We start from the raw sequence: 26,332 nt of genomic DNA, 5'->3' as shown, positions 1-26,332 counted from the left end.
CCCCGCATCAAAACCCGACCCACTTCACATAACCTGGTATGAAAGGTTGCAGCCCACCTGCCCGCTCTTTATCTTCATTTGGAGTGTAATTTCATACTTCGTCATTAAATGGAGTGATCATGTCATTGCTCATTCAGCTGGAAAATCGCATCAATAAACTCGGTGGACTTATCGTGTCCTGCCAGCCGGTGCCGGGCAGCCCGTTAGACAGGCCGGAGATCGTCGCGGCCATGGCGCTGGCGGCGGAACAGGCGGGCGCGGCGGGGCTGCGCATTGAAGGTATCGCTAACCTGAAAGCCACACGCGCCGTGGTGAGCGCACCGATTATCGGCATTATTAAACGCGACCTGCCGGACTTCCCGGTCCGTATCACGCCGTGGCTGGAGGATGTGGATGCCCTTGCCGCCGCCGGTGCCGATATCATCGCCTTTGACGGCACGGCGCGTCCGCGTCCGGCGAGCGTTAAGGATTTGCTGGCGCGTATTCATCATCACGGCCTGCTGGCAATGGCGGACTGCTCCTCGCTGGAGGATGGCTTGCAGTGCCACCAGCTGGGCGCGGAACTGACTGGCACCACCCTTTCCGGCTATACCTCCGACGTCACGCCCACAGAGCCGGATCTGGCGCTGGTATCGGCACTGGCGGCTGAAGGCTGCCGGGTGATGGCGGAAGGCCGCTACAATACGCCCGAGCTGGCGGCTCAGGCGCTGCAACATGGCGCATTCGCCGTTACCGTGGGTTCCGCGATCACCCGGCTGGAGCATGTCTGCCAGTGGTTCCGGGATGCGTTACAGGACGTGAAAAAATGACCGTCCTGGCGATAGACATTGGCGGCACCAAACTGGCGGCGGCGCTCATCGATGATGAGTTAACGATCGTCACCCGTTGCGAACAGCCGACGCCCGCCAGCAAAACGCCACACGCGCTGGAAGCGGCGCTGCGTGAGCTGGTGGCTCCGCTTGCCACTCGGGCCACGCGCTTTGCCGTTGCCTCCACCGGCATTATTCAGCACGGCGTACTCACATCGATTAACCCGGCAAACCTTGGCGGGCTGGAAAACTTCCCTCTGACTCACACCCTGACGCGCATCACCGGCTTGCCGGGCATCGCTCTGAATGACGCCCAGGCCGCCGCCTGGGCGGAATACCAGGTGCTGCCGGCGACCATCGAGCATATGGTGTTTTTAACCGTTTCCACCGGCGTGGGTGGCGGCGTCATCAGCCACGGCACCCTGTTACAAGGCCCTGACGGGCTGGCCGGACATCTGGGCCACACCCTTGCCGATCCGAATGGCCCGCGCTGCGGCTGCGGGCGTACCGGCTGCGTGGAAGCCATCGCCTCCGGGCGCGGGATCGCCGCTGCGGCGCGCAATGAATTAGCCGGGCTGGACGCGAAAACCATTTTTGCCCACGCCCGGCAGGAGCATCCGCAGGCGCTGGCGCTTGTCAACCGTTCCGCCCGCACCCTGGCGCGCCTGATTGCCGACATCAAAGCCGCATTTGACTGCCAGTGCGTGGTGATTGGCGGCAGCGTCGGTCTGGCCCCCGGCTATCTGGAACACGTCAACGCCGCCCTGATGCAGGAGCCGGCGGTGTATCAGGTCGCACTGCGACCCGCCCATTACCGCCAGGACGCCGGTTTACTGGGCGCGGCGCTTTTTGCTAAGGAGTAACTGATGATTACCGGCCATATCGACCACCTGGCGGCGGCGGGCTTAGCCCAGCCGCTGTACGACGCCCTCGTTCAGGCGCTGGCGGAAAACCCGGCGCAAAAACAGCCGGGCAGCTATCCCCTCGACGGCGAACGGCTATTTATGAACGTGATGACGCTGACCACCCAGCCGCCGCAGGAGAAAAAAGCCGAGCTGCACCGGGCATATATTGATATTCAACTGCTGCTGGAAGGCTGTGAAACTATTCATTACGGCCTCGCGGAAAGCGCGCGTGAGCTGGAGGAGTGGCACCCGGAACAGGATTATCAGTTATGCAACGACATCCACAATGCCCAGACCCTGACTCTGGAGCCGGGCATGTTCGCCCTGTTTATGCCCGGCGAGCCGCACAAGCCGGGTTGCCATGCCACACGGCGCGAGCCAGTCAAAAAAGTGGTGATTAAACTGCACCGCGACGCGCTGTTCCCCACTCGCTGATCTTCTCCCCTGTTGAGACTTTTGCCGCGCGTCCCCCGTCGCGGCATTTTTTTGGGTACTATACGACGATGAATCACACACCCGATACCTTCACGATGCCACCACTGCAACCCGGTAAGATCCTTGCCACCCTCGGGGCGATGCAAAGCAGCCTGAGCCGCACCAGCCAGCGCATCGCGCTGTTTATTTTGCAAAACCCCCAGCGGGTCACCACGCTGACCGTGGCCGGGCTGGCGCAGGACGCCCAGGCCGGGGAAGCGTCTATCGTACGGTTTTGCCGCCTGCTGGGCTTTCGCGGCTTTCAGGATTTCAAACGCGATCTCACCATCGAACTGGCGCGCAGCGACGCGATGCTGGATGCCGATATCACGCCGGATGACGACGTGGACACGGTTAGCGGCAAGCTCCAGGAAACGGTCAACAGCGTACTGACGCAAACCCGCGCCCTGCTGGATGCCCAACAGGTGAGGCGCGCGGTGGATGCGCTGCTGAACGCCGAAGCGGTATACCTTTTCGGCGTCGGTTCTTCGGGAATTAGCGCCCAGGAGATGAAGCACAAGCTAATGCGCATGGGCCTACGGGCGGTAGCGTTGCAGGATAGCCATGAGATGGCGATGCAGGCGGCGCTGCTGCGGCCCGACGAAGTGGCTTTCGCCATCAGCCATTCCGGCGCGTCGCCGGAAACGGTAAAGGCGCTGCGTCTGGCGAAAGCCGCAGGCGCCACCACCGTGGCGTTAACCTATCATCTCGCCACACCGCTGCTGGAACAGGCCGACATCACTTTACTCAACGGCCATCATCAGGGGGAATTGCAGGGCGACTCGCTGGCTACGCGCGTGGCTCAGGCGTTTGTGCTGGACGTGCTGTATAGCCTGCTGGTACAGGCTCGCCCGGAACAGGCCCGGGCGAATAAGTTGAAAACCATGGCGGCGCTCAAGCCTTAGCTTTTGCTCTTCACCAGTTCACGCGGCTTTACGCTTTTTACCACCGCGCCGCTGAACGGTTTGCCGTCAATGGCGTCATGGGTGCGCAGGGCTTCGGGGCGCAACCAGCGCTGGACCCGCGACGGCATATCCAGGCCAATCAGCAGGATCACCACGAACGTCAGGCTGAACGACAGCGAACCGAGTGCAGTACCCAAATCGAGACGCTGGGCAATCAGCGCGCCAATAATCGGTGCCAGCGCCCCGCCGAGCGCGCCGACGTTGTAAGTAAAGCCCAGCCCGGCGGCCCGCTGGTCGGTATCAAAATAGCCGCCGATCAGCTTCGGCAGGATCCCGGAAATCCCCTGCCCTAACATCTGCTGGAAAAACAGCAGCAGGCCCAGTACCCAGACGTTGGCACCGCCGATGGCAAACACCGGAATAATCAGCAGCTGCGACGCTAACAGGCTAAATACGTAAGCTTTGCGGGTGCCGAGCCAGTCGCCCAGGAAACCGCCCACGCAGCAGCCCACCGCCGCGCCGAATCCGCTAAAGAACAGTACCCGCGCCACCGTGGCCGGATCGTAGGCCAGTTCGGTTTTCAGGTAAGTCGGCAGCAGCGCCTGAATCGGCCACGAATAGAGGAACGCAAACAGCACCACCACCATCAGCGTCACGCCGGTCGGCCAGCGTTTGCCGCTGCCCTGCACCATAAAGCTGATAAAAATCGCCGCACATAATAATCCAAGCGCCGCCACAATCGCCGCATTGTTCAACTGGCCGGCAAAGCAGAACCACAGCGCGGTTGCCGCAATGATGGTCAACAGCACGTTGAGCACGCGATGCTCGCCGCGATAGAGGATATCCACCATGGTGCGTACCGGGGCTTTGCCCGCGTGTTTTTGCTTCCAGTCCTCGGCTTCAGGAATATTTTTACGCAGCCACAGGGCGAAAATGATCGGCAGAATCCCGATGAAGAACAGCGCGCGCCAGCCCCAGACCGGCACCACCAGGCTGTATACCTGCGCCGCGACCACCGCGCCGACCGAAAACCCGGAAATCAAAAAGCCGCTGGCTTTATTACGCAAATGCTTCGGCCAGCTTTCAATGACGTAGGTGGCGCTGGAGCCGTACTCCCCTGCCATCCCCATGCCGATCACCAGCCGGGCGATGAACATGGTGGTGTAGCCGGGCGCGAGGCCGCAGGCCAGGGTGCCTACGGAAAACAGCACGATACTGGAGACCATCGCCAGACGCCGCCCGTAGCGGTCGCCCATTGCGCCCAGCATCAGGCCGCCGAACCAGCGGGAAATAAACGCGGCGGAGATCAGGCTGGCGGCCTGCACCGTCGTTAAACCAAATTCCCCCTGAATTTCGGTCAGCACCAGGGCGATCAGGACAAAATCGAAACCATCAAGCAAATACCCCAACCAGGCGGCAGAGAATGCCCGCCACTGGCTCCGGTTGAGATGGCGATACCACGGGATATTTTGGGTAGTGATACTCATAGGAGTCTCCCGAAACGCGTCTTGTAGGGTAGGTGCCGGATGGCTCCGGCATCCGGTATTGTTATTGCTGTTGTTGTTGTTCTTGTTGGAGCTTTTGCGCCAGCGCTTTCAGTTCAGGCAGATATTTTTCGTCCACCGGCGCGAACGGTTTACGGCACAGCGGCGAGGCCACCACGTCCATGTAGTGCAGAACGGTTTTCAGGCCCCGGAACACGCCGGTTTTAATCAGCAGGTCGATCACTTCATTGCACTGGGTCTGCAACCGCTGCGCCCGGGCGACATCCCCTTTCTCCAGCGCCTTCACAATGCCCTGGTAGCGCCAGCCCATAATGTTATAGGTGCTGCCGATACCGCCGTCCGCGCCCGCCAGCAGCCCGGAGGCGAAAATCTCGTCATAGCCGTTGTACAGCACCAGGTCCGGATGGGCGCGGCGGATCTGCTCCATCTGGTACAGATCCCCGGAGGTCTGCTTGAGCGCGCCGACGCCGGGCAGCGTCACCAGCGTGTTGATTTGGTCGAGGCTGAGCTTAACGCCGCTGAGCGCCGGAATGTTATACACCACCATCGGCAATCCATTCGCAGAATCAATAATGGCGCGATAGTGATCGCAATGCTCTTCAAAGCTGAACGGATAATAAAACGGCGTGACTGCTGAGACGGCATCGTAGCCGTAACGGCTGGCGGCATCGGCTAACTGCTGGCTTTCCCCGGTGCTGACGGTGCCGACGTGGGCAATCAGGGTAATTTTTCCTTTGGCTTCTTCAGCAACAATTTCAAGCACTTCTTCGCGCTCGGCGAGGTTCTGAACGAAGGCTTCGCCGGTTGAACCGCCGACGTACAGCCCGTCAATCCCCTGTTCAATATTAAACCGCACCAGGCGGCGCAGGCTGTCGGTATCCAGTCTCTGGTGTTGATCAAACGGCGTAAGCAGCGCGGGCATAACCCCTTTTAATGTGGCGGACATAGCAACCTCATGAATGGTGAATGTGATGTAACTATATACCTTTATACCTGTTATACCAGAACACAAAAGCGCCACTTTTCAGGGAAAGATTCAGATTGGGATCTACTTCACTAAACGGTCGTTACGCTTTCTTGCGGGATTTTTTACGTTGCTGGTAAGCGTGACGGGCAGCGAATACGCTGTTGAGATGGTCATGAAGCGCGCGATCTGCCGCGTCGGGATCGCGGTTGCGGATCGCCTCGACGATAACGATATGCTGCTGATAGCTCACGTCATTATGCTGGTGTAGCTCCTCATCCGGCACCCCAGGACGCGCGGCGATCAGCCAGTCGAGCAGGGCGACGTGGATCGCCATAAAGATCGGGTTTCCGGGGATTTCCGCCAGCACGCGGTGGAATTCGACGTCGGAACGGATAAACGCGGCGTTGTCATCCAGCGACTGGCTGTTAAGCTCCAGCGCTTTAGTCAGCCGTTCGACCTGCTGGTCGGTAGCGTGTTCGGCGGCATGGCGCACCAGGCTGGATTCAAAGAACAGGCGCAGCTGCTCAAAATGGCCGATGCCCTCGGGATGCGCCAGGAAATCTTTAGCCATGCCGGAGAGTTCGCTAATGATGGTATCCGCGGAGGGCCGCGACACGCGGGCGCGCTCGCCGTTATTAATCTGCACCAGCCCTTTGCGCTTCAGCGCCGCCAGCGCTTCACGCACCGAGGGGCGGCCAACGTTGAAGAAAGTCATTAACTCACGCTCCGACGGGAGCTGCTCGCCTTCGGAAAACTCGCGGCGGCGGATCATCTGCTCCAGCTCTTCTTCCACCATTTCAGACAATTTCACGCGCGCCAGCGGGCGACGGCGCAACGCGTTGCCAATCGTTTGAGAAGTCTCTTTCGGGGATTGTTCGCCAGTCTCTTTCATAAACGTCGTATTAATGAACAGTCACAGGGAGTTATGGATAAAAACCCATCATAGCATGGTTTTAAAAGTGAGGCGAAAAGGGCAGCGTGGCGGCTGGGGCGATGTTGAAAATTTGTATGTTATTCTGTCGACGCCAATCACTATCACCACAGGGAAACGAATGAGTTACGCAAAAAAAGGGATGCTGTATGTCCTGCTCGCCGCCATATTCTGGGGAAGTTCCGGCGTCGCTGCGCAGTACATTATGGAGCAAAGCCAGATATCTGCACCGTTTTTGACGATGATCCGCCTGCTGTTTAGCGGCTTCATTCTCTTGACGCTCTCTTTTATGCAGGGCGACAGCATCTTCGCGATGTTTAAAACCCGCCGTGACGCCATCAGCCTGCTTATTTTTTCCCTGTTCGGCGCGCTGCTGGTGCAGTTTACCTTTCTGGTCGCCATTGAAAAATCCAACGCCGCGACCGCCACGATTTTACAGTTCCTGTCGCCGACCATCATTGTGATGTGGTTTGCCGCTATCCTGAAAAAGCGGCCGTCGCGCTATGTCATCATGGCGGTGGCGACATCGCTTAGCGGCACGTTTCTGCTGGTGACCCACGGCAACCCGACCTCGCTGTCGATATCCGGCGCCGCGCTGTTCTGGGGCATCGCCTCGGCGTTTGCCGCTGCGTTTTACACTACCTATCCCTCGAAGCTGATTGGCCAGTACGGCACGCTGCCCATTGTCGGCTGGAGTATGCTGATTGGCGGCGCGGCGCTGCTGCCGTTCTATTCCGGCCAGCACAGCGGCGTAACCATTAACAGCCACGTGCTGATGGCATTTTTCTATCTGGTGGTGGTCGGCACCGCCCTCACCTTCAGTATTTACCTGAAAGGCGCGCAGATGATCGGCGGCCCGAAAGCCAGCATTCTGAGCTGCGCGGAACCGCTGAGCAGCGCGCTGCTGTCGCTGGCGCTGTTGGGGATCTCGTTTACCCTGCCGGACTGGCTGGGCACGCTGTTAATCCTCTCATCGGTGGCGCTGATTTCGCTGGATTCGCGTCGCAAGGTGCGCCCGGCGTAAAAAATTCAGCCCGCGTAATGCGGGCTGGTTTTTGTGGAATTACATTACGGCCTTCTGAACAGCGCCAGACTGCGCCCTTCCAGTTCAAAATCCTTTTCTTTGGTGATCACCAGACCCGGTTGCACCGTCTCGGAGGTGCTCAGTTCCAGCACCCAGCCGCCTTCGCCAAACTGCGGGATGCGGAACGGCACATTGCCTTCGAACGGGTTAAACAGCATCAGGATATCGTGCCAGATGCCCTCTTCGGTCTGGAAGTCGGTGCGGCCAATGTACACGCCCAGGGTTGACCCTTCATCCCACTGCTCCGGCTGCTGCGGGCCGCCGCCGGCGTTGAACCATTCGATCACCATGCCGTCACGCCAGTTATCGCGGCGCAGCAGCGGCTGCTCGGCGCGCAGTTTGATGATATGCCGCGTGAACTCGCGCAGCGCTTCGCTGGACTCGGGCAGATTGTCCCAGTGTACCCAGGAGATCTCGCTGTCCTGACAGTAGCCGTTGTTATTGCCCATCTGGCTGCGGCCAAATTCGTCCCCCGCCAGCAGCATCGGCGTACCGTGGGAGAAGAACAGCGTGGCGAGGAAGTTGCGTTTCTGGCGCTCGCGCACCGCATTAATGCCTGCGTCGTCGGTCGGGCCCTCCGCGCCGTAGTTATACGAGCGGTTATCGTTATGGCCGTCGTTGTTATCCTCGCCGTTGGCCTCGTTGTGCTTCTCGTTGTACGACACCAGGTCGTTGAGGGTGAAGCCGTCATGGGCGGTGATAAAGTTGACGCTGGCCCACGGGCGACGTCCACGCTGATCGTAGAGATCGCCGGACCCCAGCAGGCGGGCGGCGAAATCAGTCGAGACATTATCGCCCTTCCAGTATTCGCGCACCGTATCGCGGTATTTGTCGTTCCACTCCGCCCAGCCCGGCGGGAAGCCGCCCACCTGATACCCGCCAGGGCCGATATCCCAGGGTTCGCCAATCAGCTTCAGGCGGGAGAGTTTCGGATCCTGCATGATGGCGTCGAAGAAGCCGCCGCGCTGGTCAAAGCCTTCCGGCTCGCGGCCCAGAATGGTGCCCAGATCGAAGCGAAAACCGTCGATATGCATTGAATCCGCCCAGTAACGCAGGGAGTCCATCACCATCTGCAACACGCGCGGATGGGAGGTATTGACCGTATTGCCGGTCCCGGTGTCGTTGATGTAATAGCGGTGCTGATCGGGCATGGTGCGGTAATAGGAGAAGTTGTCGATGCCCTTAAACGACAGCGTCGGCCCCAGTTCGTTGCCTTCGGCGGTGTGGTTGTACACCACGTCGAGGATCACTTCGATGCCTTCATCATGAAACGCGCGCACCATATCGCGGAAGCCCTGAATGCCGCGCGGCCCGAAGTAGCGCGAGGCGGGCGCAAAGAAGCCCAGCGAGTTATAGCCCCAGAAGTTCTTCAGCCCGCGATCCAGCAGGTGCTGATCGTCCGGGAACCAGTGCACCGGCAGCAGTTCCACCGAGGTAATGCCGAGGCTCTTGATGTACTGAACGGTGGATTTATGGCTCATGCCGTCGTAGGTGCCGCGCATCTCTTCCGGCAGCGCGGAATTAAGCTGGGTAAAACCTTTGACGTGGGTTTCGTAGATCACGGTTTTCGGCCACGGAACGGTCGGGCGATTCTGATCGTGCCAGTTAAACTCGCCAGGATCGATAACCCGGCATTTCGGAGTAAACGGCGCGCTGTCGCGCTCGTCAAAGGTCAGATCCTTATCTTCGTGATACAGATCGTAGGCGAAATGGGCTTCGTTCCACGCCAGATCCCCCACCAGATCGCGGGCGTAGGGGTCAAGCAGCAGTTTATTGGGGTTGAAGCGGTGGCCGTTCTCCGGATCGAAAGGGCCATGTACGCGAAAACCGTACAGCGCGCCGGGCTTCAGGCCCGGCACGTAGCCGTGCCACACTTCATGGGTACATTCCGGCAGATCGCGCCGGGCAATTTCTACTTTACCCGTAGGATCGTAAAGACACAGTTCAATACGTTCCGCATGGGCGGAGAAAATCGCAAAGTTCACGCCTTCGCCATCGTAATTGGCGCCGAGTTGATGCGCGTGCCCCGCCAGGATTTCAAACGGTTTACCTTTAGACATGAATCCCTCTCTTGAAACCAGAAATTTCAGCAAATGCAGCTGCCAACGGTTTAGCTTTCAGTGGAGTTAACCCGTTGCAGCAAAACGGATGAACAGGAATCGACTGAATTAAGGTCGATGCGATCCGTCAGTACAATCTCTTTTCCGCTAAGAATGTCGCGGTAGCGGTGGTTAGCCAGCCGCTCCGGCAACGGGATTTCCGTCTCCGTCCAGAGTTCCGTGTGGGGCAGTTCAAAGCCGCCGTGCAGCGCCCCAAACACCAGACGCGGCGCGATGACGATCAGCGCATCGTCATCCTGGACCCGGGCAAACGTGATAACGTTATCCGCCCGTTTGCCCGAGGCCCACAGCGGCAGATAGTCGCCGCGGCGGAACAGCATCGGTTTTTGCTGGCGCAAACGCAGCACGTGGGCAATGACCCGCTGCTTCACCTGCCCGCTGAGCCAGTTCTCTTCAGCGCTGAAGTTGGGATGCTCGTCGTCCAGCATCCGTTCCAGGGTCGCGAAATCCGGGTCACGCCGGTTATCCGGGTCAACCAGGCTGAAGTTCAGCGCCTCGCTGCCCTGATAAATATCCGGCACGCCCGGCGCGGTCAGTTTGATCACTGTCTGGGTCAGGCTATTAACCAGGCCCGCGCGGACAAACGGCTGAAGCCCCGCGCAGAAATCCTGCAAGAACGCCTGGTTCGCCGGATCCAGCATATGGCGGGCGTAATCCAGCACTGCGTTTTCATAGGCTTCGTTGCTGTCGACCCAGTCGGTGCGCAGCTTGGCTTCGCGTAGCGCCTTTTCGACAAACAGCAGGAAACGTTCCTCCAGCGCCTTGATACCCGCTTCATCATCGGGTTGCAGCGTGGCGGGCCAGACGCCCGCCAGCGCCTGATACAGCATCCAGGTGTCCACGCCGCGCGGCGCGGTGCCGTCGTTGAGAAACACCACTTTGGTCTGGTTCATCTGCCGCCAGCGGGCAAAACACTCATCCCACAACTGCGGCGCTTCGGTGAGCGTGTACAGCCGGGCGCGGGCGTCTTCGCCGCGTTTGGTGTCGTGGGTCGAGGTGCTGGAAATCGCGTCCGGCTGGCGCTCCAGCCGGGTTTTCATCTCTTTGTGGAAGCGGTCGAGCGAAAACGCGCGCTGCACCGGCTCGGCGCCGACTTCGTTGAGCGCCAGCCCCATGTTCTGGCGGAAGAACAGCGTGTCCTCCACCGATTTGGCCATCAGCGGGCCGGTTAACTGCTGGAAGCGGGTGCGGAAGTGCCCGGCGGTATCCGCCGCGCCAGCGGACACCTCGCCATGCAGTACGCGGGTCAGAAAATCGAGCGCCGCCGGATCGGGCGCAAACTCGCTGGCCTTCACCTTATCGACGATTTTCGCCAGCAGCGCCTGCCCTTCCGTCGGCATCCCCTGGAGCGTGCCGTAGGTGCGATACACCGGGAAGGCGATCAGCAGTTCGCGCAGCGCCGCCCGAAGGGTCGGCTCGTCGAGCGTCACGCCATCCGCTTGAGCAATATTGACCGCCAGGTTGAGCAGCCGGGTGAATTCCCCTTCAAAATTGCGATCCACCATCAGCAGTTTGGCGGCGCGCAATTCGGCTTTGATATCCACCGGCTGGCCCACCACGCTGTGGTAGACGTCGCGCAACGCGTCGATCTGCTCGTCATCCACCAGCACCTCGGAGAGCGATGAAATAAACTCGTAGCCGGTGGTGCCGGAAATCGGCCAGTCCTGAGGCAGGTGCTCGTCCTTACCGAGGATTTTTTCCACGGTGATGTAGCACTCCGGTCCGGCCTGCTGGCGCAGTTTTTCCACATAGGCTTTGGGATCGGCCAGCCCGTCGACGTGGTCGATGCGCAGCCCGTCCACCGCGCCGGAATGCACCAGCTCGAGGATCAGCCGGTGGGTGTCGTCAAACACCGCGTCGTCCTCTACCCGCATCCCCACCAGCCCGGTGACTTCAAAAAAGCGGCGGAACGACAGCTCGCGCGGCGCGTCCCGCCACGACATCAGGCGGTACGGCTGGCGCTCGTGCAGCCCGGCGATGGCCGCCTTATCGGTCAGGTTCAGCACCTCTTGTTCGCGGCCCTGCCAGCTTTCCGGGGTCAGCGGATAGAAGTTTTCGAAATAGGCCAGCGCGGGCTTACCGGTTTGCGGATCGGGCTGGATGCTGATATCGCCGCTTTCCAGCACCGCTTCAAAGCTGTCGCCGAGAAACGGCAGCGTCAGGCGGCGCGTCCAGTCGATATCAAAGTGCCGGGCGTAGCGGCTGTTTTCGCCATGCTCAATCACATCGCGCCACCAGGCGTTTTCCAGCGATGTCGCCATATGGTTCGGCACGATATCCAGGATCAGCCCCAGCCCGGCCTCTTTCAGGATTTTCGCCATCCGGTCGAAGCCTTCGCGCCCGCCGATGGACGGGTCGATTTCGTTGGCGTCGGTAACGTCATAGCCGTGGGTCGACCCGGATGTCGCAGTAAAAATCGGCGAGGCATACAGATGGCTGATGCCCAGCCGCTTCAGATAAGGAACCCGCGCAGCGGCGCGGTCGAAGGTCATGCCGTTGCGAAACTGAATACGATACGTCGCGGTGGGTATCATCAAATAGCCTCTCCTGAAGCAAGGCGGACAATAATAGAATTCTGCGGCAGGTTATCTGCCGCGCTCGGCCAGGCGAAAATCGTCTCGCCAGGGAAATCCGGCAGCGGCTGCGCGGTTGCGCCAATATTGAGCGCCATCGACAGCGTGCCCTCACGGAACGCCCAGCTTACGGCGACAAAACCCGGCGCGGTTTTCACTACCTTCCCGGCACCCTGCGCGGTGGCCAGCAGCGGCACGATATGCTGCTGACGCAGTTGCAGCAGCTGGCGGGTCAGCGCCAGCCACTGTTTGCCCTGCTCGCTGGAGCGGCGGTGCCAGTCCAGCTTCGAGCGTTCGAAGGTTTGCGCGGCGTTGGGATCGGGCACGTCTTCGCCATCGTGGCCGTGATGGCCCTTAAACTCTTTGGCCCGCCCTTCGCGCACCGCTCTGGCGAGATCGCCATGGAAGTCGGTAAAAAACAGGAATGGGTTGGTTTCGCCATACTCCTCGCCCATAAACAGCAGCGGGATATGCGGCGACAGCAGCAGCGTGGCGAGCAGCACTTTGGTGCGATCCGCGCCCGCCAGCGTGATTAACCGGTCGCCGTGCGCGCGGTTGCCGGTCTGATCGTGGTTCTGGATAAAATCGACAAAGGCAGTGGGCGGCTGGCCGGTGCTGTCCACCCCGCGTGCTTTACCCGCATGGGGCGAGTATTCCCCCTGCCAGGCAAACCCTTCCGCCAGGCTGCGGGCGACGTGTTGTTCCGGCTGTTCAGCAAAATCTTCGTAATAGGCGTGGGTTTCACCGGTGGCGAACACGTGAACGGCATTGTGGAAATCATCGTTCCATTCTGCGGTAAACAGCGGCGCGGCCCCCTGCTCAGTGCGGGGATGCAGGTCGATGATATTGCTGCTGTCTTCGGTCGTCAGGTGAATCGGCCGGTCGGTGATTTCCGCGCGGATGCGTTCGGCAATCTCGTTCAGGACGTGTTTTTCTGAGAGGTCATGAATATGGTCGATGGCGTCAAAGCGCAGGCCGTCGAGGTGGTATTCCTTCAGCCAGTAAAGCGGCGCGTCGACAATATAACGGCGCACCGCGTCCACGTCATAGGCGATGCCTGGCCCCCAGGGGGTCATACGCTCTTTATGGAAGAAATCCGGGGCCAGCAGCGGCAAATAGTTGCCTTCCGGGCCGAAGTGGTTGAGTACAATGTCCAGCACCACCGACAGACCGTAGCCGTGGGCGGCATCGATAAAGGCTTTGAAATCGTCCGGCGTGCCATAGGCAGAATGCGGCGCGTAAAGCAGCACGCCATCATAGCCCCAGCCGCGATTGCCGCCGAACTGCGAGACGGGCAGCACTTCGATCATGGTGATGCCGAGTTCGGCGAGATACGGCAGCTTTTCAATCGCCGCGCGGTAAGTGCCTTCAGGAGTAAAGGTGCCGAAGTGCATCTCATAGACCACCGTTTCTTCCCACGGACGCCCCCGCCAGCCGGTGTTTTGCCAGGCGTACTGGTCAGGATCAATGACCAGAGACGGTCCGTTTACATCGGCTTTTTGCGCGCGCGACGCCGGATCGGGGACCGCCATGCCGTCGGCGAGCACAAACTGGTACTCTGCGCCGGGCGATACGCCGGTCGCCTCAAGTTCAAACCAGCCGTCATCGGCGGCCTTCATCGGCGTATCTTCGCCATTAAGCCGCAGCGCCATACTCTGCTGCCCGGGCGCCCACAGGCGAAAGCGCACTGCGCCATCCGTTACAAACTCACTGCCCCAGCTTTTAATAAAAGTGTTGGATCCCATATCAATGCCTCGTTTAACCCAAAAGTGAGCAATGCACGCCACCGCGCCTTTGTCGCCGGGGCGAGCTCCAGTAGCTTAAACGCGAAAGTCAGTCCTGAATGCCACCACGGGCCGGTCGTCTCCAGGTTGTCCTGAAGATGCCGGCACCGCAAAGAGAGGGGGATTGAAACGGTCTCCAGATACCGTGACACCAGGTTCCATACGAAAATCAATCATAGACTATGGGGTGAAAAGTGAAGGGAGACAGTCACAAAGCAGCGCAGGGGCAATACCGCTCAGAACGGCCGGGAAGCGTGAAAGATGAAAGGGTTAATGAGCGGAATATATTTTGCCAAAAAAATGAAAGAGTTCCTTTCACGGGCGGCTTTTACGTTTCGGCCAGCGTGAAATGCGGCGTTGCCGCCGCACTGTCATAATTTACCTTTCCTGCGCTGCCAGCAACACACTATTCAACAGCACATTCGCGCCTTTTTCCGACCAGGATTGATAAATATTTTCTGCTTCGTTATGGCTGATGCCTTTGACGCAGGGAATAAAAATCATGCTCGCCGGGGCAATTTTGCTGATGTAACAGGTATCGTGGCCTGCGCCGGATACCATGCGTTTGGTGCTGTAACCCAGTTCCCGCGCCGCCTGTTCGCTGCGGCTCAGGCAGCCCGCGTCAAAGACAATGGGCGCATAATCGAAAATCCGCTCCACGTTCGCCGTCACGCCGCGCGCCGCCAGGTGGTCTGCCGCCTGGCGCAGCGCGGCTTCCATCGCGACCAACGCTTCGGTTTGAGGGTGGCGGAATTCCACGCTGCATACCACGCGGGACGGTACAACGTTACGCGAGTTCGGTGTGATATGTGCCATACCGATGGTGGCGCGTCCGTCTGGCGCGTGCTGTACGCCGATCTCTTCAACCTTCAGCGCCAGTTCGGCAAACGCGGTGAGCGCGTCGCGACGGCTGAGCATCGGCGTGGTGCCCGCGTGGGCGGCAAATCCGTCCAGAGTAAGGGTAAACCAGCGCTGGCCCATCGCCGCATGCACTAAACCGATATCGATGGCTTCATCTTCCAGAATCGGTCCTTGCTCAATATGCAGTTCATAGCAGGCGTGAACCGGGAACGCGCGGGCGGGCGTCTCACCTTGATAGCCGATAGCCTCCAGCGCCTCGCCCACGCTGACGCCTGCGCTGTCGGTCCGGGAATACGCGAATTCCTGCGAAAACTGCCCGGACCAGACGCCGGAGGCCAGCATCGCAGGCGCAAAACGCGCGCCCTCTTCGTTGGTCCAGTTCACCAGCACGATGTCGCGTTCGGTTTCAATGGCGCGATCGTTCAGCGTGCGCAGCGCTTCCAGCCCGGCCAGTACGCCGTAGATACCGTCATAGCGCCCGCCCAGCGGCTGGGAATCGACGTGCGAGCCGGTCATTACCGGCGCAAGTTCAGGGTTTTTACCCGCGCGGCGGATAAACATATTGCCCATGCTGTCGACGTCGCAGCTGAACCCGTCTTCCCGCGCCCAGTCGCGCAGCAAATTGCGGGCCAGGCGATCGTCTTCGCTCAGCGCCAGACGGGTGACACCTCCGGCAGGCGTGCCGCCGATGTGCGCCATCGTCTCCAGGGTTGACCACAGGCGCGCGGCGTTAACGGCGATCATGCTTTATCCTTAGTGCTGCGGTAGCGGAAATCGCAGCACGAGCCGCCCTGCATAATGGTGGAGGTGCGGGTCAGCTCCACATCCGGCGCGTAGCCGACGATGAATTTCTCATCGCGAGCGCAGGAGAGCAGATGGCCGATCTCACCAAGCCCCATCTCGTGATACATCTCGGCATACCGGCAGCGGGTGACGTTGTAGTTGTACTGCTGGTCGTCGGCGTCGATGACTTTAACGTCCAGGGCGTTATCTTTCTCCCACAGGTATTGCAGGGCGATAAAGCTCTTCACGTCCGCGCCGTTGGGTTCTTTAGCGGCAAACTCTTTACCGGCGTTAATGGCGGCCTGCTCAATGGCTTCGCCAATCACCGCCTGGGCACGGGCTTTCCCTATTTCGCGCACCAGGATTTCATAAATCGGTTTAATAATTTCTGCTTCGATTTTGCGGCGGGCGAGAATGCCCAGCTCATTATTATCACTCATCACATTGCCTCACTGCGTTACTTCGCGTTTGCGCCGCCCAGTACGGTTTGCGGCTGCCATTTGCCGTCGACCACTTTGTAAACGGTAAATGACGGGGATTTCAGGTTGCCCTGCGCGTCAAAAGCGATCTGGCCGGTGACGCCGGAATAGCTGATGGCGCGCAGTGCGGGCAGGTATTCCGCCGGATCCACGGAATCGGCTTTCTGCATCGCGGCCACCAGCACGCGGGTCGCGTCATAGGCGAACGGCGCGTGCAGTTCGATATGGCTGTGCCAGCGCGACTGGTAGGCCTGTTCGAAGGCTTTGCCACCCGGCATCTGATCCACCGGCAGGCCCGGCTCCAGCGCCACCACGCCCTCGCCCTCTTTCTGGGCCAGTTGCAGGAAGGTCTGGCTGACGAAGCCGCCCGCGCCCATCAGTGTGGCGTTCATGCCCAATTGCTTGATACGACGCGCCAGCGGTGCTGCCTGGCTGTCCACGCCGCCGAAGAAGATCAGGTCGGCGTTTTTGCTGCGGATGGCGGTCAGTACGGCGCTGAAGTCTACGGTTTTGTCGTCAACGTACTGGCGGTCAACGATTTTCACGCCCTGGGCTTCCAGTGATTTGATGAATTCATCCGCCAGCCCCTGGCCAAACGCGGTACGGTCGTCGATCACCGCGATGCGTTTCGCCTTCAGGGTTTCGACGGCGTATTTACCGGCGTACTGACCGCCGTCATCGTCGTGGCCCATCACGCGGAAGCTGGTGTCGAAGCCCTGTTTGGTATAAGCGTGTCCGGTAGCGACCGGGGCCACCTGGGCGATGCCCGCATCGTGATACACGCGCGCCGCCGGGATGCTGGTGCCGGTGTTCCAGTGGCCCACCACGCCCGCGACGCCGCTGTCCACCAGACGTTGCGCCACCGCGACGGCGGTACGCGGGTCGGACTGGTCATCTTCGGATTGCAGTTTAAAGGTCACCGCTTTCCCGCCGATGGTCAGGTGCTGTTTGTTAACGTCATCGATTGCCAGCTGCGCGCCGTTTTCCAGATCCTTACCGATACGCGCGGATGGACCTGTCAGCGGGCCTGCCAGGCCGATTAATACGGTTTCGCTGTCGGCGGCCCACGCGCCGGTTGCGGCAAAACCGTTGAGCAGAATGGCGGCGCTGAGCGCACTGATTTTTGCTGTTTTCATTGTTTTTCCCTGGTGTTGGTTGGTGTGTTAAACGGGCATATCGCCCAAATAAATCTGTGCAATCTGGTCATCGTCCAGCATGGCCTGCGAGTCGCCCTGGTGGACGATGCTGCCGCTGTCCATTACCCACGCGCGGTCGGTCACCTCCAGCGCCAGCCGGGCGTTTTGCTCAATCAACAGCAGCGCCACGCCCTGATGGCGCAGCCCGGCGATCACCTCAAAAATGTTTTCGACCATTTTTGGGGCCAGGCCCATCGACGGCTCATCGAGGATCAGCAGGCGCGGGCGGCTAAGTAGCGCGCGGTTAAGCGCCAGGAGCTGCTGTTCGCCGCCGGACAGCAGCCCGGCAAGCTGGTTCTGGCGTTCGCCGAGGCGCGGAAAGCGCTCGAACATCTGGCTCAACTCCTGCCTGACCGCTGCCGCATCGCGGCGCAGCCAGGCCCCCATCAGGAGGTTTTCCAGCACCGTCATGCGGGCGAAAATACCGCGCCCTTCCGGCACCATCACCAGCCCGTCGCGCAGCAGCGCTTCGGCTTTGCGCTTGCGCACCGGCTGACCGTTAAAGGCGATGTCGCCGCCAAAGGTTTCCAGCCCGGTGATGGCGCGCACGGTGGAGCTTTTCCCCGCGCCGTTGGCACCGATCAGCGTGGCCTGCTCGCCCTCTTTCAGGCTGAATGAGACGTCGCGCACCGCCTGAATGCCGCCGTAATGCACGTCCAGACGCTCAACGGTTAATAACTCAGACATGGGCGTTGCCTCCAAGCCATGCGGCGATCACCGCCGGGTCGCGGCGCACGGTATCCGGGGTGCCGCTGGCCAGGGTTTTACCGTAATCCAGCACGGTAAGACGATCGCAGATGCTCATCACCAGCTTCACGTCATGTTCAATAATCAGCAGGGTTTTACCGTCGTCGCGGATGCGCATCAGCAGTTCGCCGAGGGCCGATTTTTCCACCGCGTTCATCCCGGCGGCGGGTTCATCCAGCGCCAGCAGCAGCGGATCGGTCGCCAGCGCGCGGGCAATTTCCAGCCGACGCTGGTGACCGTAGGCCAGGTCGCAGGCGCGATAGTGGGCGTATTTTGCGATACCCGTGTATTCCAGCCAGCGCCACGCCTGTTCGCGGGTATCGGCTTCTTCAGCGCGGGCGCGCTTATGGCGCGACAGCGCCGCCCATAAGCCGTTGCGGGTGCGTACGTGGCGGCCCACCATCACGTTTTCCAGAACCGACATTTCATTAAACAGCCGCACGTTCTGGAAGGTGCGGGCGATACCCGCCGCCGTGACCTTTTCGATGTGCTTCGGTGTATAGGGCTTATCGGCAATCAGAAACTCGCCGGCATCCGCCGGATACAGTCCGGTGATCAGGTTAAAGCAGGTGGTTTTGCCTGCCCCGTTCGGGCCAATCAGGCCGTAGATCTCCCCGGCGTTAATCGTCAGGGAGACGTTATCCACCGCCGTCAGGCCGCCAAAGCGTTTAGACATATTGCGCACGGTTAACAGGCTCATGCTTTTATCTCCTTGTGGCGCACCGGCCAGATGCCGGACGGACGCACCAGCATCACGCCCACCAGCGCCAGGCCGTAGAACAGCTGGCGCAGGATTTCCGGGTCGATCAGCACCGTGCCAAACAGCGCCTGCTGCACCGGAGCCGCCTGGCTGCGCAGGATTTCCGGCAGCGCGGTCAACAGCACCGCGCCGAGGATCACGCCGGGGATATGGCCCATACCGCCCAGTACCACCATCGCCAGTACCGCGATGGATTCCTGAAGGGTGAAGGATTCCGGGGATACAAATCCCTGGAACGCGCCAAACAGCGCCCCCGCCACGCCGCCAAACGATGCGCCCATCGCGAAGGCCAGCAGCTTGTAGTTACGCACATTGATGCCCATGGCGCGAGCCACGTCTTCGTCTTCACGAATGGCGTGCCAGGCGCGGCCAATGCGCGAATGCTGGAGTCGCAGGCAGACAAAAATTATCGCCACAATCACCAGCATCAGCAGGTAGTACCACAGCCACAGCGCCGGAACCTTCACGCCGAACCAGTGGTAGACGCCGCTGAATTTCAGGCCGAACAGGTTCAGGGTATCGACGCCGGTAATGCCTTTCGCGCCGTTGGTGATGTTGACCGGGCGGTCGAGGTTGCGCATCAGGATGCGGATGATTTCCCCAAAGCCGAGGGTGACAATCGCCAGATAGTCACCGCGCAGTTTTAGGGTCGGCGCGCCGAGCAGAATGCCGCACACCGCCGCGACCAGTGCGGCAATCGGGATAATCAATAAATACGAGGTGTGCAGCCCGTCCGGGAACCACGCCTCCAGTACCGGGAACGCTTCGAGCAGATGCGGCGAGGCCAGCAGCGCCGCCAGATACGCGCCCACGGCGTAAAAGGCGATAAAGCCCATATCCAGCAGGCCGGTATAGCCGACCACGATATTCAGCCCGAGCGCCAGCATGATGTAGAGCAGCGCGAAGTCGATAACGCGCACCCAGTAGTTGCCGCCAAGCTGGCTGGCGACCACCGGGGCAATCAGCAACGCAAGAATAAACAGCGTCATGCCGGACCAGAAACGGCGAGGAACGGCAGGCGCCTGAAGTTGTGCAGTTGTCATGTTTTCCCCTACGCCCTGTGCGCCACGCGCTCGCCAAGTAATCCTGCCGGACGGAACACCAGTACCAGAATCAGCACGATGAAGGCGAACACGTCCTGATAGTTACTGCCGAACACGCCGTTGGTCAGTTCACCCAGGTAGCCCGCGCCGAGGGATTCGATAATCCCCAGCAGAATGCCGCCGATCATCGCACCGCGAATATTGCCGATGCCGCCAAGAACCGCCGCGGTAAAGGCTTTGATGCCCGGCAGGAAGCCCATCGAGAAACTGGCGTTGCCGTAGTTGCTGGCCATCATCACGCCCGCCAGCGCGGCAAACACGCCGCCGATGGCGAAAGTCAGGGTAATAATCGCGTTGGGGTTAACGCCCATCAGGGTGGCCACGCGCGGGTTTTCCGCCACGGCGCGCATCCCGCGGCCAAGGCGGGTGTATTCCACCAGCAGCCACAGTCCGACCATCACCACCAGCGCCAGTACCACGGTGACGATACCGGTGACGGTGATAATTGCGGGCGGATGCGCCTCGCTGCCGGCGGTGACGGTAATCGGGTCCATCGGCAGGATCTGCGGGAACATCAGCGGGTTGCGGCTCCAGATAATCATCGCCACGGTTTGCAGCAATACCGAAACGCCGATCCCGGAAATCAGCGGTGCCAGACGCGGCGCGTTGCGCAGACGACGATAGGCGAAGCGCTCCACCGCCATCGCCAGCAGGGCGCACACCGCCATGGCAACGACCAGCGCGAAACCGAGCTGGAGCAGCTGCGGCATCGCGGGAAAATGGCTGTTAAGTACATTAAGCGCCGACAGCGTGGTTAACGCGCCGACCATCAAAATATCGCCATGTGCAAAGTTAATAATGCGCAAAATGCCATACACCATGGTATAGCCGAGCGCGATCAGCGCGTAGATGCTGCCCAGCATCACGCCATTGATCAGTTGTTGTATGAGTGTGTCCAACGTGGTTACCCGACAAATTGCTCTTTCAGCGGGTAACATCTAATAAGTGAATTAAATTGTAAAATACGCATATATTATTTCTTATGTTTTTTCGAACTTGTTTTATGTGAATGATTTAAAAGAGAATGCACAACACACGACATGGGCGAATCACCCTAAAGAAATCAATATATGAATAAAACAGAACAGTCCCTGCTACCTGATTACGCCGACAGCCGGCTCGCCAACGATCCACCGCTGCGGGCGGTGCGCGCATTTGAAGCCATCGCCCGGCTGGGCAGCGTTACCCTGGCGGCGCAGGAACTGGCGATTTCTCCTTCCGCCGTGAGTCACCAGCTCAAGGTGCTGGAGGGCTATCTGCAAATGCCGCTCACCGAACGTCAGGGCCGCAGGCTGATCCTCAGCCAACAGGGGCGCGAATATTACCGCTCGATCCGCGCGGCATTTAACGTGCTGCGCCAGGCCACGGAGCATCTGGTGGATCAGGCGTTAACCCGCCAGGTGACGATCAGCCTGATCCCGCTCTTCGGCATGGGCTGGTTTATTCCGCGCCTTCCCGCGTTTATGCGCGCCAATCCGCAAACCGAAATCAACGTGGTATACGCCAACCATCGCAACTACCTGAGCGACGCGTCGGATATGTCGATCCGCTTTGGCAACGGCCAGTGGGCGGGCTATCAGAGTGAAAAACTGCTCTCCGGACGGATGGTGCCGGTATGTAGCCGCGATTTTTTGCGCCTGCACGGCCATATCGATACACCGGATCAGCTGCTGCAAATGCCGCTGCTGCATGACGAAGAGCGTGCCACCTGGGGCCAGTGGTTTGTTCAGCAGGGTGTTAAGCGCCCTCCCCGCTCTGCCGGGCCGCTGTTTGAAGATGGTTTGCTGACGCTGGCTGGCGTGCAGGCGGGGCTGGGCTGTGCGCTGATGCGCGAGCCGCTGATCGCGCAGTATCTGAAAAGCGGCGAGCTGGTGAAGATAGTTGATTACGCGATTGATGATGGCCGGGATTATTACCTGTGCGTGCGTAAAGACAGCGATATGACGCCGGATGGGGTGCTGTTGCAGAACTGGCTGAGGAACGAGGCGGTATAATGATGGGCCATTGAGTTGCGCATCCCGCTAACCTCACGGCAAAGGGATGCGGCGATGAGTCTTAACTCTTCAGCAACTGCTCGTCATTTTTTGCCGATAAAGACGAAGATTTACGATTACTGGCGTAGATAAAGAACAGCGCGATCCCGAGGCAAATCACCGCACCCAGGCGGGTGAAGGAGAACGCAATGGCGTCGTTGCCCAGCCAGCCGAAATGATCGATTAACATACTCATGGCGAGCTGTCCGAAGATCACGGCCACTGTCGCGACGGCTGTACCAATACGCTGCACGGCAATCACCATGACAACGATATAAGGTACGCCACATAAGGCACCAAGCAGTTGCCATTTTGGCACATCCAATAGCGTAACCGCCTGCTTCGGCTCGAAGAAGAAGATAAGCAAGGCGGTAATCAGCGCACCCACGGAGAAAGTCAGAAATGCGCTGCGAAAAACGCCAACGTTACTGCCCAACTGGCCGTTGATAGCGGCCTGGATGCTCAGCATGGCTCCGCCTGCCACTGTCAGCATAATAATGATAAATGTCATGGTGTTAGCCTACCCTTTCGCCACTAAAGAAAGTGCGATAATGATAAAAATCAGTGCAATGATGCGCTTCGCATCTGTCTTTCTGCGCGCCGTGCCCAGTAGCCCAAAGTGATCGATGATCAGACTTTTAAACACCTGGCCCGCCAGGATGCCAATCATGGTCATGGCAATGCCGATAACCGGTGCGGCAACGGTCAGGATGATGACGTAAATCGGCCCGAGCACGCCGCCCAGTAGTTGCCATGCAGGCTGGGCGAAAAAAGAGGGGCTGTTACGCGGACTGAAAAACAGCATCAGGAGAAAGGTCAGCGCCGCGCCAACGCTGAAAATGCTGAACGTCGCCCATAAATCGCCGACCTCCTTACCCAATGGCCCAAGTAAACCCGCCTCCACCGACAGCCCCATGCCGCCCGCAATCACACATAAAATCAGTAAAAAATGCATCGCCATCCGCCTTTTTGAAATCAAGGCGCAGAAGCTTATAGCGGCAAGCTGCGCTAAAAAACCGTATAATCAACCAAACACTTTTGCAGGATATGCATTAATGAACGATCCCGGCTCGATTACCCTTCGTGCGCTGAAAATGTTTACCGACGTTTACGAGTCGCAGAATTTTTCTGTGATTGCCCGGCGTGAAGGCATTTCGGCGTCACAAGTGTCAAGGGTGATTCAGCAGCTTGAAGATGCGCTGGGCCAGCAGCTTTTCTATCGCAATACCCGGGCGATTATTCCCACCGAAAGCGCGCATCTGTTTATTGAGCATGCCCGGATGATGACCGGACAAATTGAAGAAGCGCGTATTGAACTGCTGGAGCGGACTCTGGAGCCATCCGGGCTGGTACGCATCAATGCGCCGGTGTTTTTCGGGCAGCGGCATATTGCGCCCTGGCTGGCGGGCCTGTCTGAGCGCTTCCCACGCCTGCTGATCGACCTGACGCAAACGGATGATTATATCGATCCGCATCGCGATGCGGCTGACGTGCTTTTCCGTATCGGGCCGTTAACGGATTCCTCTTTCCAGGCGCGTGTTTTTGGCGTGCAGCGCTATCATCTCGCGGCGTCACCCGCTTATCTGGCCCGCTACGGCACACCGCACTCCCCTGCCGATATTCATCAGCATCAGTGTCTGGTGTATCGGGGATCGTCCGGCCCGAATCGCTGGTTGCTCAAATCGCCAGGCGGCGAGTGGGTGCATTACGCCATCGCGCCGTTACTCACGTCGAATAACGCCGAAACGTTGCTGATTGCCGCGCTAAATGGCATGGGCATTGTCCTGTTCCCGGACTGGCTGATTAACGATCGGTTGAAAACGGGGGAACTGGTCAGGCTGCTGCCGGAGAGTGAAGCGTCAATCAGAACCGAGCCTTTATCTATCGCGGCAATTTATCCCCACACGCGGCATCAACCGCTCAACGTCCGGGTGGTCATCGATTACTTTGTTGAGGTGTTTGGCGAGCCGCTTTACTGGCAGATTTAATCCGGCTGAGGGTGCGGGCGGGCGTTAAGTTGCCAAAATGTTAATTAGATCACGCTTTAGTTTGTTACACTGCGCAACTTTCTCGCTGAAAACCAAGCCAGGTAACAATAATGATCGATGCGCAGCAGGCCCCGCCTTTTACCACTGAGATAGCTCGCCCCAACTGGTCGGCGGTATTTGCCGTCGCGTTTTGCGTGGCCAGCCTGATTACCGTTGAATTCCTGCCGGTGAGTCTGTTGACGCCGATGGCGCAGGATCTCGGGGTTTCGGAAGGCGTGGCCGGGCAATCCGTCACGGTCACCGCGTTTGTCGCGATGTTCGCCAGTCTGTTTATCACCCAAATCATCGGGAAAACCGATCGCCGCCGGGTGGTCATCGCTTTTTCCGTGCTGCTGACGCTTTCCTGCCTGCTGGTCTCGTTTGCCGATAATTTCATGCTGATGCTGGCGGGCCGCGCCTGTCTGGGGCTGGCGCTCGGCGGCTTCTGGGCGATGTCGGCCTCATTGACCATGCGGCTGGTACCCGCCCGCAGCATTCCTAAAGCGCTGTCGGTGATTTTTGGCGCGGTGTCGATCGCGCTGGTGATTGCCGCGCCGCTGGGCAGTTTCCTCGGTGGGATCATCGGCTGGCGGCACGTGTTTAACGCGGCGGCGTTGATGGGATTTGCCTGTATTGTGTGGGTCTGGAAAGCGTTGCCGACAATGCCGGGACAGACCGAGCATCACCAGAATATGTTTGGCCTGCTGAAACGTCCGGGCGTGCTGGCGGGTATGCTGGCGATTTTTATGGCCTTCGCCGGGCAGTTCTCCTTCTTCACCTATATCCGCCCTATCTATATGAACCTGGCGGGGTTCGACGTTGACGGCCTGACGCTGGTGCTGCTGAGCTTCGGTATCGCCAGCTTTGTCGGCACGTCGTTCTCTTCCCATATCCTCAAGCGCTCCGTAAAACTGGCGCTGGCGTGCGCGCCGCTGATCCTGGCGTTAAGCGCTGCCGTATTGATGAAGTGGGGCGAGAATCAGAAGGTCGCCGCCGCGATTGCCATCATCTGGGGACTGTCGTTTGCGCTGGTGCCGGTAGGCTGGTCAACCTGGATCACCCGCTCGCTGGCCGATCAGGCAGAAAAAGCCGGATCTATTCAGGTGGCGGTGATCCAGCTGGCCAATACCTGCGGTGCCGCGGTAGGCGGTTACGCGCTGGATAATCTGGGGCTGCTTTCCCCGCTGGCGCTCTCCGGCACCCTGATGCTGTTAACCGCGCTGCTGGTGGCGAGCAAGGTCAAAGTGAAGTGATTGAGCCCCGCGACAGCGCAGAGTGATACAGCCGGTCGCGGGCGAGGTTTTTCATTTTCACTTCGCACATGATGTCGAAATGGGTAAATGACAGCGCCCAGTCGTTCAGCGTCGGGTTAAAGTAAAAATCCGAGTGCGCCCTGAGTTTGGTTTTCGCCACGCCCAGGGCGTTTTGATCCGGGAAACCCTGTTCCGGGATAATGCCCTCCTGCGAGATGGAGTAATGCATCACCGGCGTCACGCCGCGCCAGGAGTCGATAACCTGCGCAATGCGCGGATCGTCCGGCTGAAGAAATGCGTTCTCTTTCACCCAGTGATGGTGGATATCTACCACAACCGGGCATAGCGCTTTCGCCTGCAACACATCATCCAGCGAGCAGGAGATTTCATCATTTTCCACCGTCAGCATGCGCCGCGCTTCCGGGCTGAGCTGGCCGAACGCGCGCTTAAAGCCTGCAAAACCCGCTTTGCCATTCATATGAATATTAATTTTGAAATCCTGAAACGCCTGGCCGTAGCCCATCAGCGTCGCGCACAGCGCGTGATACTCAACGTCCTCCAGCGCCCTTTCCACCACCAGCACATTGTCTGACGCCAGCACCGAATACTGCCCCGGATGAAACGACAGCCGGATAGCATGATCCCTGGCGAACGCCCCGCATTTTGTGAACAGCGGAGCCAGCGTCGGCAAAAATTCGTTATACAGCGCCGTAGCCTCAGGCACGGTGTACAGCGGCAGCAAATCGCTGCCGATGCGCATCATCCGCAGCGCGGGCGGCTGCCGGGCCAGTTGCTGGAAAATCAGATACAGGTTGGTGAGATTGGCGGTGGCGAGCGTATGAAGCAGCGTGGCTCTCTCGTCATGGCTCAGGCTTAAAAACCGGGTGCGGGTGGTGGATTTAAAGGGAAAGGGTTGTTTGAAGTCAGCGTCCAGATATTTACACGCGAAGCCTAATTTCATGCGTCCTCCAGGAGATGGCCTCGGGTGAGTGTAGCAGCTTGTCGGCTTCACGCGCGGGGTAGATATCGGATA

Annotated in this window: 24 protein-coding genes; 8 read left to right on the top strand and 16 right to left on the bottom strand. The window is 59.4% G+C overall.

All coding sequences use genetic code 11. The features are described from left to right. Window positions 1-119: 119 nt before the first annotated feature. The 4 genes from GV764_RS16070 (at window position 120) to GV764_RS16055 (ending at window position 3,093) form a co-directional block, all read left to right on the top strand. A complete protein-coding gene (locus GV764_RS16070) occupies window positions 120-809 on the top strand; it encodes an N-acetylmannosamine-6-phosphate 2-epimerase (RefSeq protein ID WP_161661001.1) in 690 nt (229 codons plus the stop codon). Continuing rightward, the gene (gene nanK / locus GV764_RS16065) at window positions 806-1,672 is read left to right on the top strand and encodes an N-acetylmannosamine kinase (protein ID WP_161661000.1); all 867 of its coding nucleotides are present in this window, start codon (window positions 806-808) and stop codon (window positions 1,670-1,672) included. The genes GV764_RS16070 and nanK overlap by 4 nt, the downstream gene beginning before the upstream one ends. Before the next feature lie 3 nt (window positions 1,673-1,675). Then, window positions 1,676-2,149, top strand: coding sequence for an N-acetylneuraminate anomerase (gene nanQ / locus GV764_RS16060; RefSeq protein WP_161660999.1), 474 nt, complete (start codon window positions 1,676-1,678; stop codon window positions 2,147-2,149). A gap of 95 nt (window positions 2,150-2,244) precedes the next feature. Next, on the top strand, window positions 2,245-3,093 hold the full coding sequence (locus GV764_RS16055; protein ID WP_236651887.1) for a MurR/RpiR family transcriptional regulator: 849 nt from the start codon (window positions 2,245-2,247) through the stop codon (window positions 3,091-3,093). Here the strand turns inward: GV764_RS16055 and GV764_RS16050 are convergent. The 3 genes from GV764_RS16050 to nanR all read right to left on the bottom strand — a co-directional run bounded on the left by GV764_RS16050 (window position 3,090) and on the right by nanR (window position 6,457). Then, the gene (locus GV764_RS16050; RefSeq protein ID WP_161660997.1) at window positions 3,090-4,580 is read right to left on the bottom strand and encodes an MFS transporter; all 1,491 of its coding nucleotides are present in this window, start codon (window positions 4,578-4,580) and stop codon (window positions 3,090-3,092) included. The two genes, GV764_RS16055 and GV764_RS16050, sit on opposite strands and share 4 nt — an antisense overlap. 61 nt (window positions 4,581-4,641) lie before the next feature. Beyond that, a complete protein-coding gene (nanA, locus tag GV764_RS16045) occupies window positions 4,642-5,544 on the bottom strand; it encodes an N-acetylneuraminate lyase (protein ID WP_161660996.1) in 903 nt (300 codons plus the stop codon). A gap of 121 nt (window positions 5,545-5,665) precedes the next feature. Continuing rightward, complete coding sequence (gene nanR / locus GV764_RS16040) at window positions 5,666-6,457, bottom strand: transcriptional regulator NanR (RefSeq protein WP_161660995.1); 792 nt, start codon at window positions 6,455-6,457, stop codon at window positions 5,666-5,668. 160 nt (window positions 6,458-6,617) lie between these two features. Here nanR and GV764_RS16035 point away from each other — a divergent pair, with 160 nt between their 5' ends. Beyond that, a complete protein-coding gene (locus GV764_RS16035) occupies window positions 6,618-7,520 on the top strand; it encodes an EamA family transporter (RefSeq protein WP_161660994.1) in 903 nt (300 codons plus the stop codon). Window positions 7,521-7,564: 44 nt separating this feature from the next. Here the strand turns inward: GV764_RS16035 and glgX are convergent, their stop codons facing one another. The 10 genes from glgX to GV764_RS15985 all read right to left on the bottom strand — a co-directional run bounded on the left by glgX (window position 7,565) and on the right by GV764_RS15985 (window position 20,885). After that, window positions 7,565-9,640, bottom strand: coding sequence for a glycogen debranching protein GlgX (glgX, locus tag GV764_RS16030; protein ID WP_161660993.1), 2,076 nt, complete (start codon window positions 9,638-9,640; stop codon window positions 7,565-7,567). A gap of 50 nt (window positions 9,641-9,690) precedes the next feature. Further along, entirely contained in the window at window positions 9,691-12,234 is a 2,544-nt protein-coding gene (treY, locus tag GV764_RS16025) for a malto-oligosyltrehalose synthase (RefSeq protein ID WP_161661014.1), read from the bottom strand. After that, a complete protein-coding gene (gene treZ, locus GV764_RS16020) occupies window positions 12,234-14,018 on the bottom strand; it encodes a malto-oligosyltrehalose trehalohydrolase (RefSeq protein ID WP_161660992.1) in 1,785 nt (594 codons plus the stop codon). The genes treY and treZ overlap by 1 nt, the downstream gene beginning before the upstream one ends. A gap of 417 nt (window positions 14,019-14,435) precedes the next feature. Beyond that, window positions 14,436-15,662 (bottom strand): Zn-dependent hydrolase, encoded by a 1,227-nt coding sequence (locus tag GV764_RS16015; RefSeq protein WP_161660991.1) that lies wholly within the window; start codon window positions 15,660-15,662, stop codon window positions 14,436-14,438. Beyond that, window positions 15,659-16,141, bottom strand: coding sequence for an L-2-amino-thiazoline-4-carboxylic acid hydrolase (locus tag GV764_RS16010; protein WP_125295086.1), 483 nt, complete (start codon window positions 16,139-16,141; stop codon window positions 15,659-15,661). Before GV764_RS16010 ends, GV764_RS16015 begins: the two co-directional genes overlap by 4 nt. Window positions 16,142-16,158: 17 nt before the next feature. Continuing rightward, entirely contained in the window at window positions 16,159-17,316 is a 1,158-nt protein-coding gene (locus tag GV764_RS16005; protein WP_161660990.1) for a branched-chain amino acid ABC transporter substrate-binding protein, read from the bottom strand. A 27-nt stretch (window positions 17,317-17,343) separates the two neighbouring features. Continuing rightward, complete coding sequence (locus tag GV764_RS16000; RefSeq protein ID WP_161660989.1) at window positions 17,344-18,063, bottom strand: ABC transporter ATP-binding protein; 720 nt, start codon at window positions 18,061-18,063, stop codon at window positions 17,344-17,346. Next, the gene (locus tag GV764_RS15995) at window positions 18,056-18,823 is read right to left on the bottom strand and encodes an ABC transporter ATP-binding protein (protein ID WP_161660988.1); all 768 of its coding nucleotides are present in this window, start codon (window positions 18,821-18,823) and stop codon (window positions 18,056-18,058) included. The genes GV764_RS16000 and GV764_RS15995 overlap by 8 nt, the downstream gene beginning before the upstream one ends. Further along, window positions 18,820-19,926 carry a branched-chain amino acid ABC transporter permease gene (locus tag GV764_RS15990; RefSeq protein ID WP_161660987.1) on the bottom strand — a complete coding sequence of 369 codons (1,107 nt, stop codon included), beginning with the start codon at window positions 19,924-19,926 and terminating at the stop codon, window positions 18,820-18,822. Before GV764_RS15990 ends, GV764_RS15995 begins: the two co-directional genes overlap by 4 nt. 8 nt (window positions 19,927-19,934) lie before the next feature. Then, window positions 19,935-20,885 (bottom strand): branched-chain amino acid ABC transporter permease, encoded by a 951-nt coding sequence (locus GV764_RS15985; RefSeq protein ID WP_161660986.1) that lies wholly within the window; start codon window positions 20,883-20,885, stop codon window positions 19,935-19,937. A 171-nt stretch (window positions 20,886-21,056) separates the two neighbouring features. Between GV764_RS15985 and GV764_RS15980 the strand changes: the two genes are divergently transcribed. After that, window positions 21,057-21,980, top strand: coding sequence for a LysR substrate-binding domain-containing protein (locus tag GV764_RS15980; RefSeq protein WP_161660985.1), 924 nt, complete (start codon window positions 21,057-21,059; stop codon window positions 21,978-21,980). Between the two features lie 61 nt (window positions 21,981-22,041). Here the strand turns inward: GV764_RS15980 and GV764_RS15975 are convergent, their stop codons facing one another. After that, the gene (locus GV764_RS15975; RefSeq protein ID WP_161660984.1) at window positions 22,042-22,530 is read right to left on the bottom strand and encodes a DMT family transporter; all 489 of its coding nucleotides are present in this window, start codon (window positions 22,528-22,530) and stop codon (window positions 22,042-22,044) included. A gap of 9 nt (window positions 22,531-22,539) precedes the next feature. Then, complete coding sequence (locus GV764_RS15970) at window positions 22,540-22,974, bottom strand: DMT family transporter (protein ID WP_161660983.1); 435 nt, start codon at window positions 22,972-22,974, stop codon at window positions 22,540-22,542. Between the two features lie 100 nt (window positions 22,975-23,074). Between GV764_RS15970 and GV764_RS15965 the strand changes: the two genes are divergently transcribed. Both GV764_RS15965 and nepI read left to right on the top strand, forming a co-directional pair. Beyond that, on the top strand, window positions 23,075-24,007 hold the full coding sequence (locus GV764_RS15965) for a LysR family transcriptional regulator (protein WP_161660982.1): 933 nt from the start codon (window positions 23,075-23,077) through the stop codon (window positions 24,005-24,007). Window positions 24,008-24,117: 110 nt separating this feature from the next. Further along, the gene (gene nepI, locus GV764_RS15960; protein WP_161660981.1) at window positions 24,118-25,299 is read left to right on the top strand and encodes a purine ribonucleoside efflux pump NepI; all 1,182 of its coding nucleotides are present in this window, start codon (window positions 24,118-24,120) and stop codon (window positions 25,297-25,299) included. Here nepI and GV764_RS15955 read toward each other — a convergent pair. Further along, window positions 25,286-26,260 carry an apurinic/apyrimidinic endonuclease family protein gene (locus GV764_RS15955; protein ID WP_161660980.1) on the bottom strand — a complete coding sequence of 325 codons (975 nt, stop codon included), beginning with the start codon at window positions 26,258-26,260 and terminating at the stop codon, window positions 25,286-25,288. The genes nepI and GV764_RS15955 overlap by 14 nt on opposite strands. Window positions 26,261-26,332 lie beyond the last annotated feature (72 nt).

Origin of the sequence: Atlantibacter hermannii, from assembly GCF_009907385.1 — a bacterium.
GTDB lineage: Bacteria > Pseudomonadota > Gammaproteobacteria > Enterobacterales > Enterobacteriaceae > Atlantibacter > Atlantibacter hermannii_A.
This window is presented reverse-complemented; position numbering and strand designations above follow the sequence as displayed.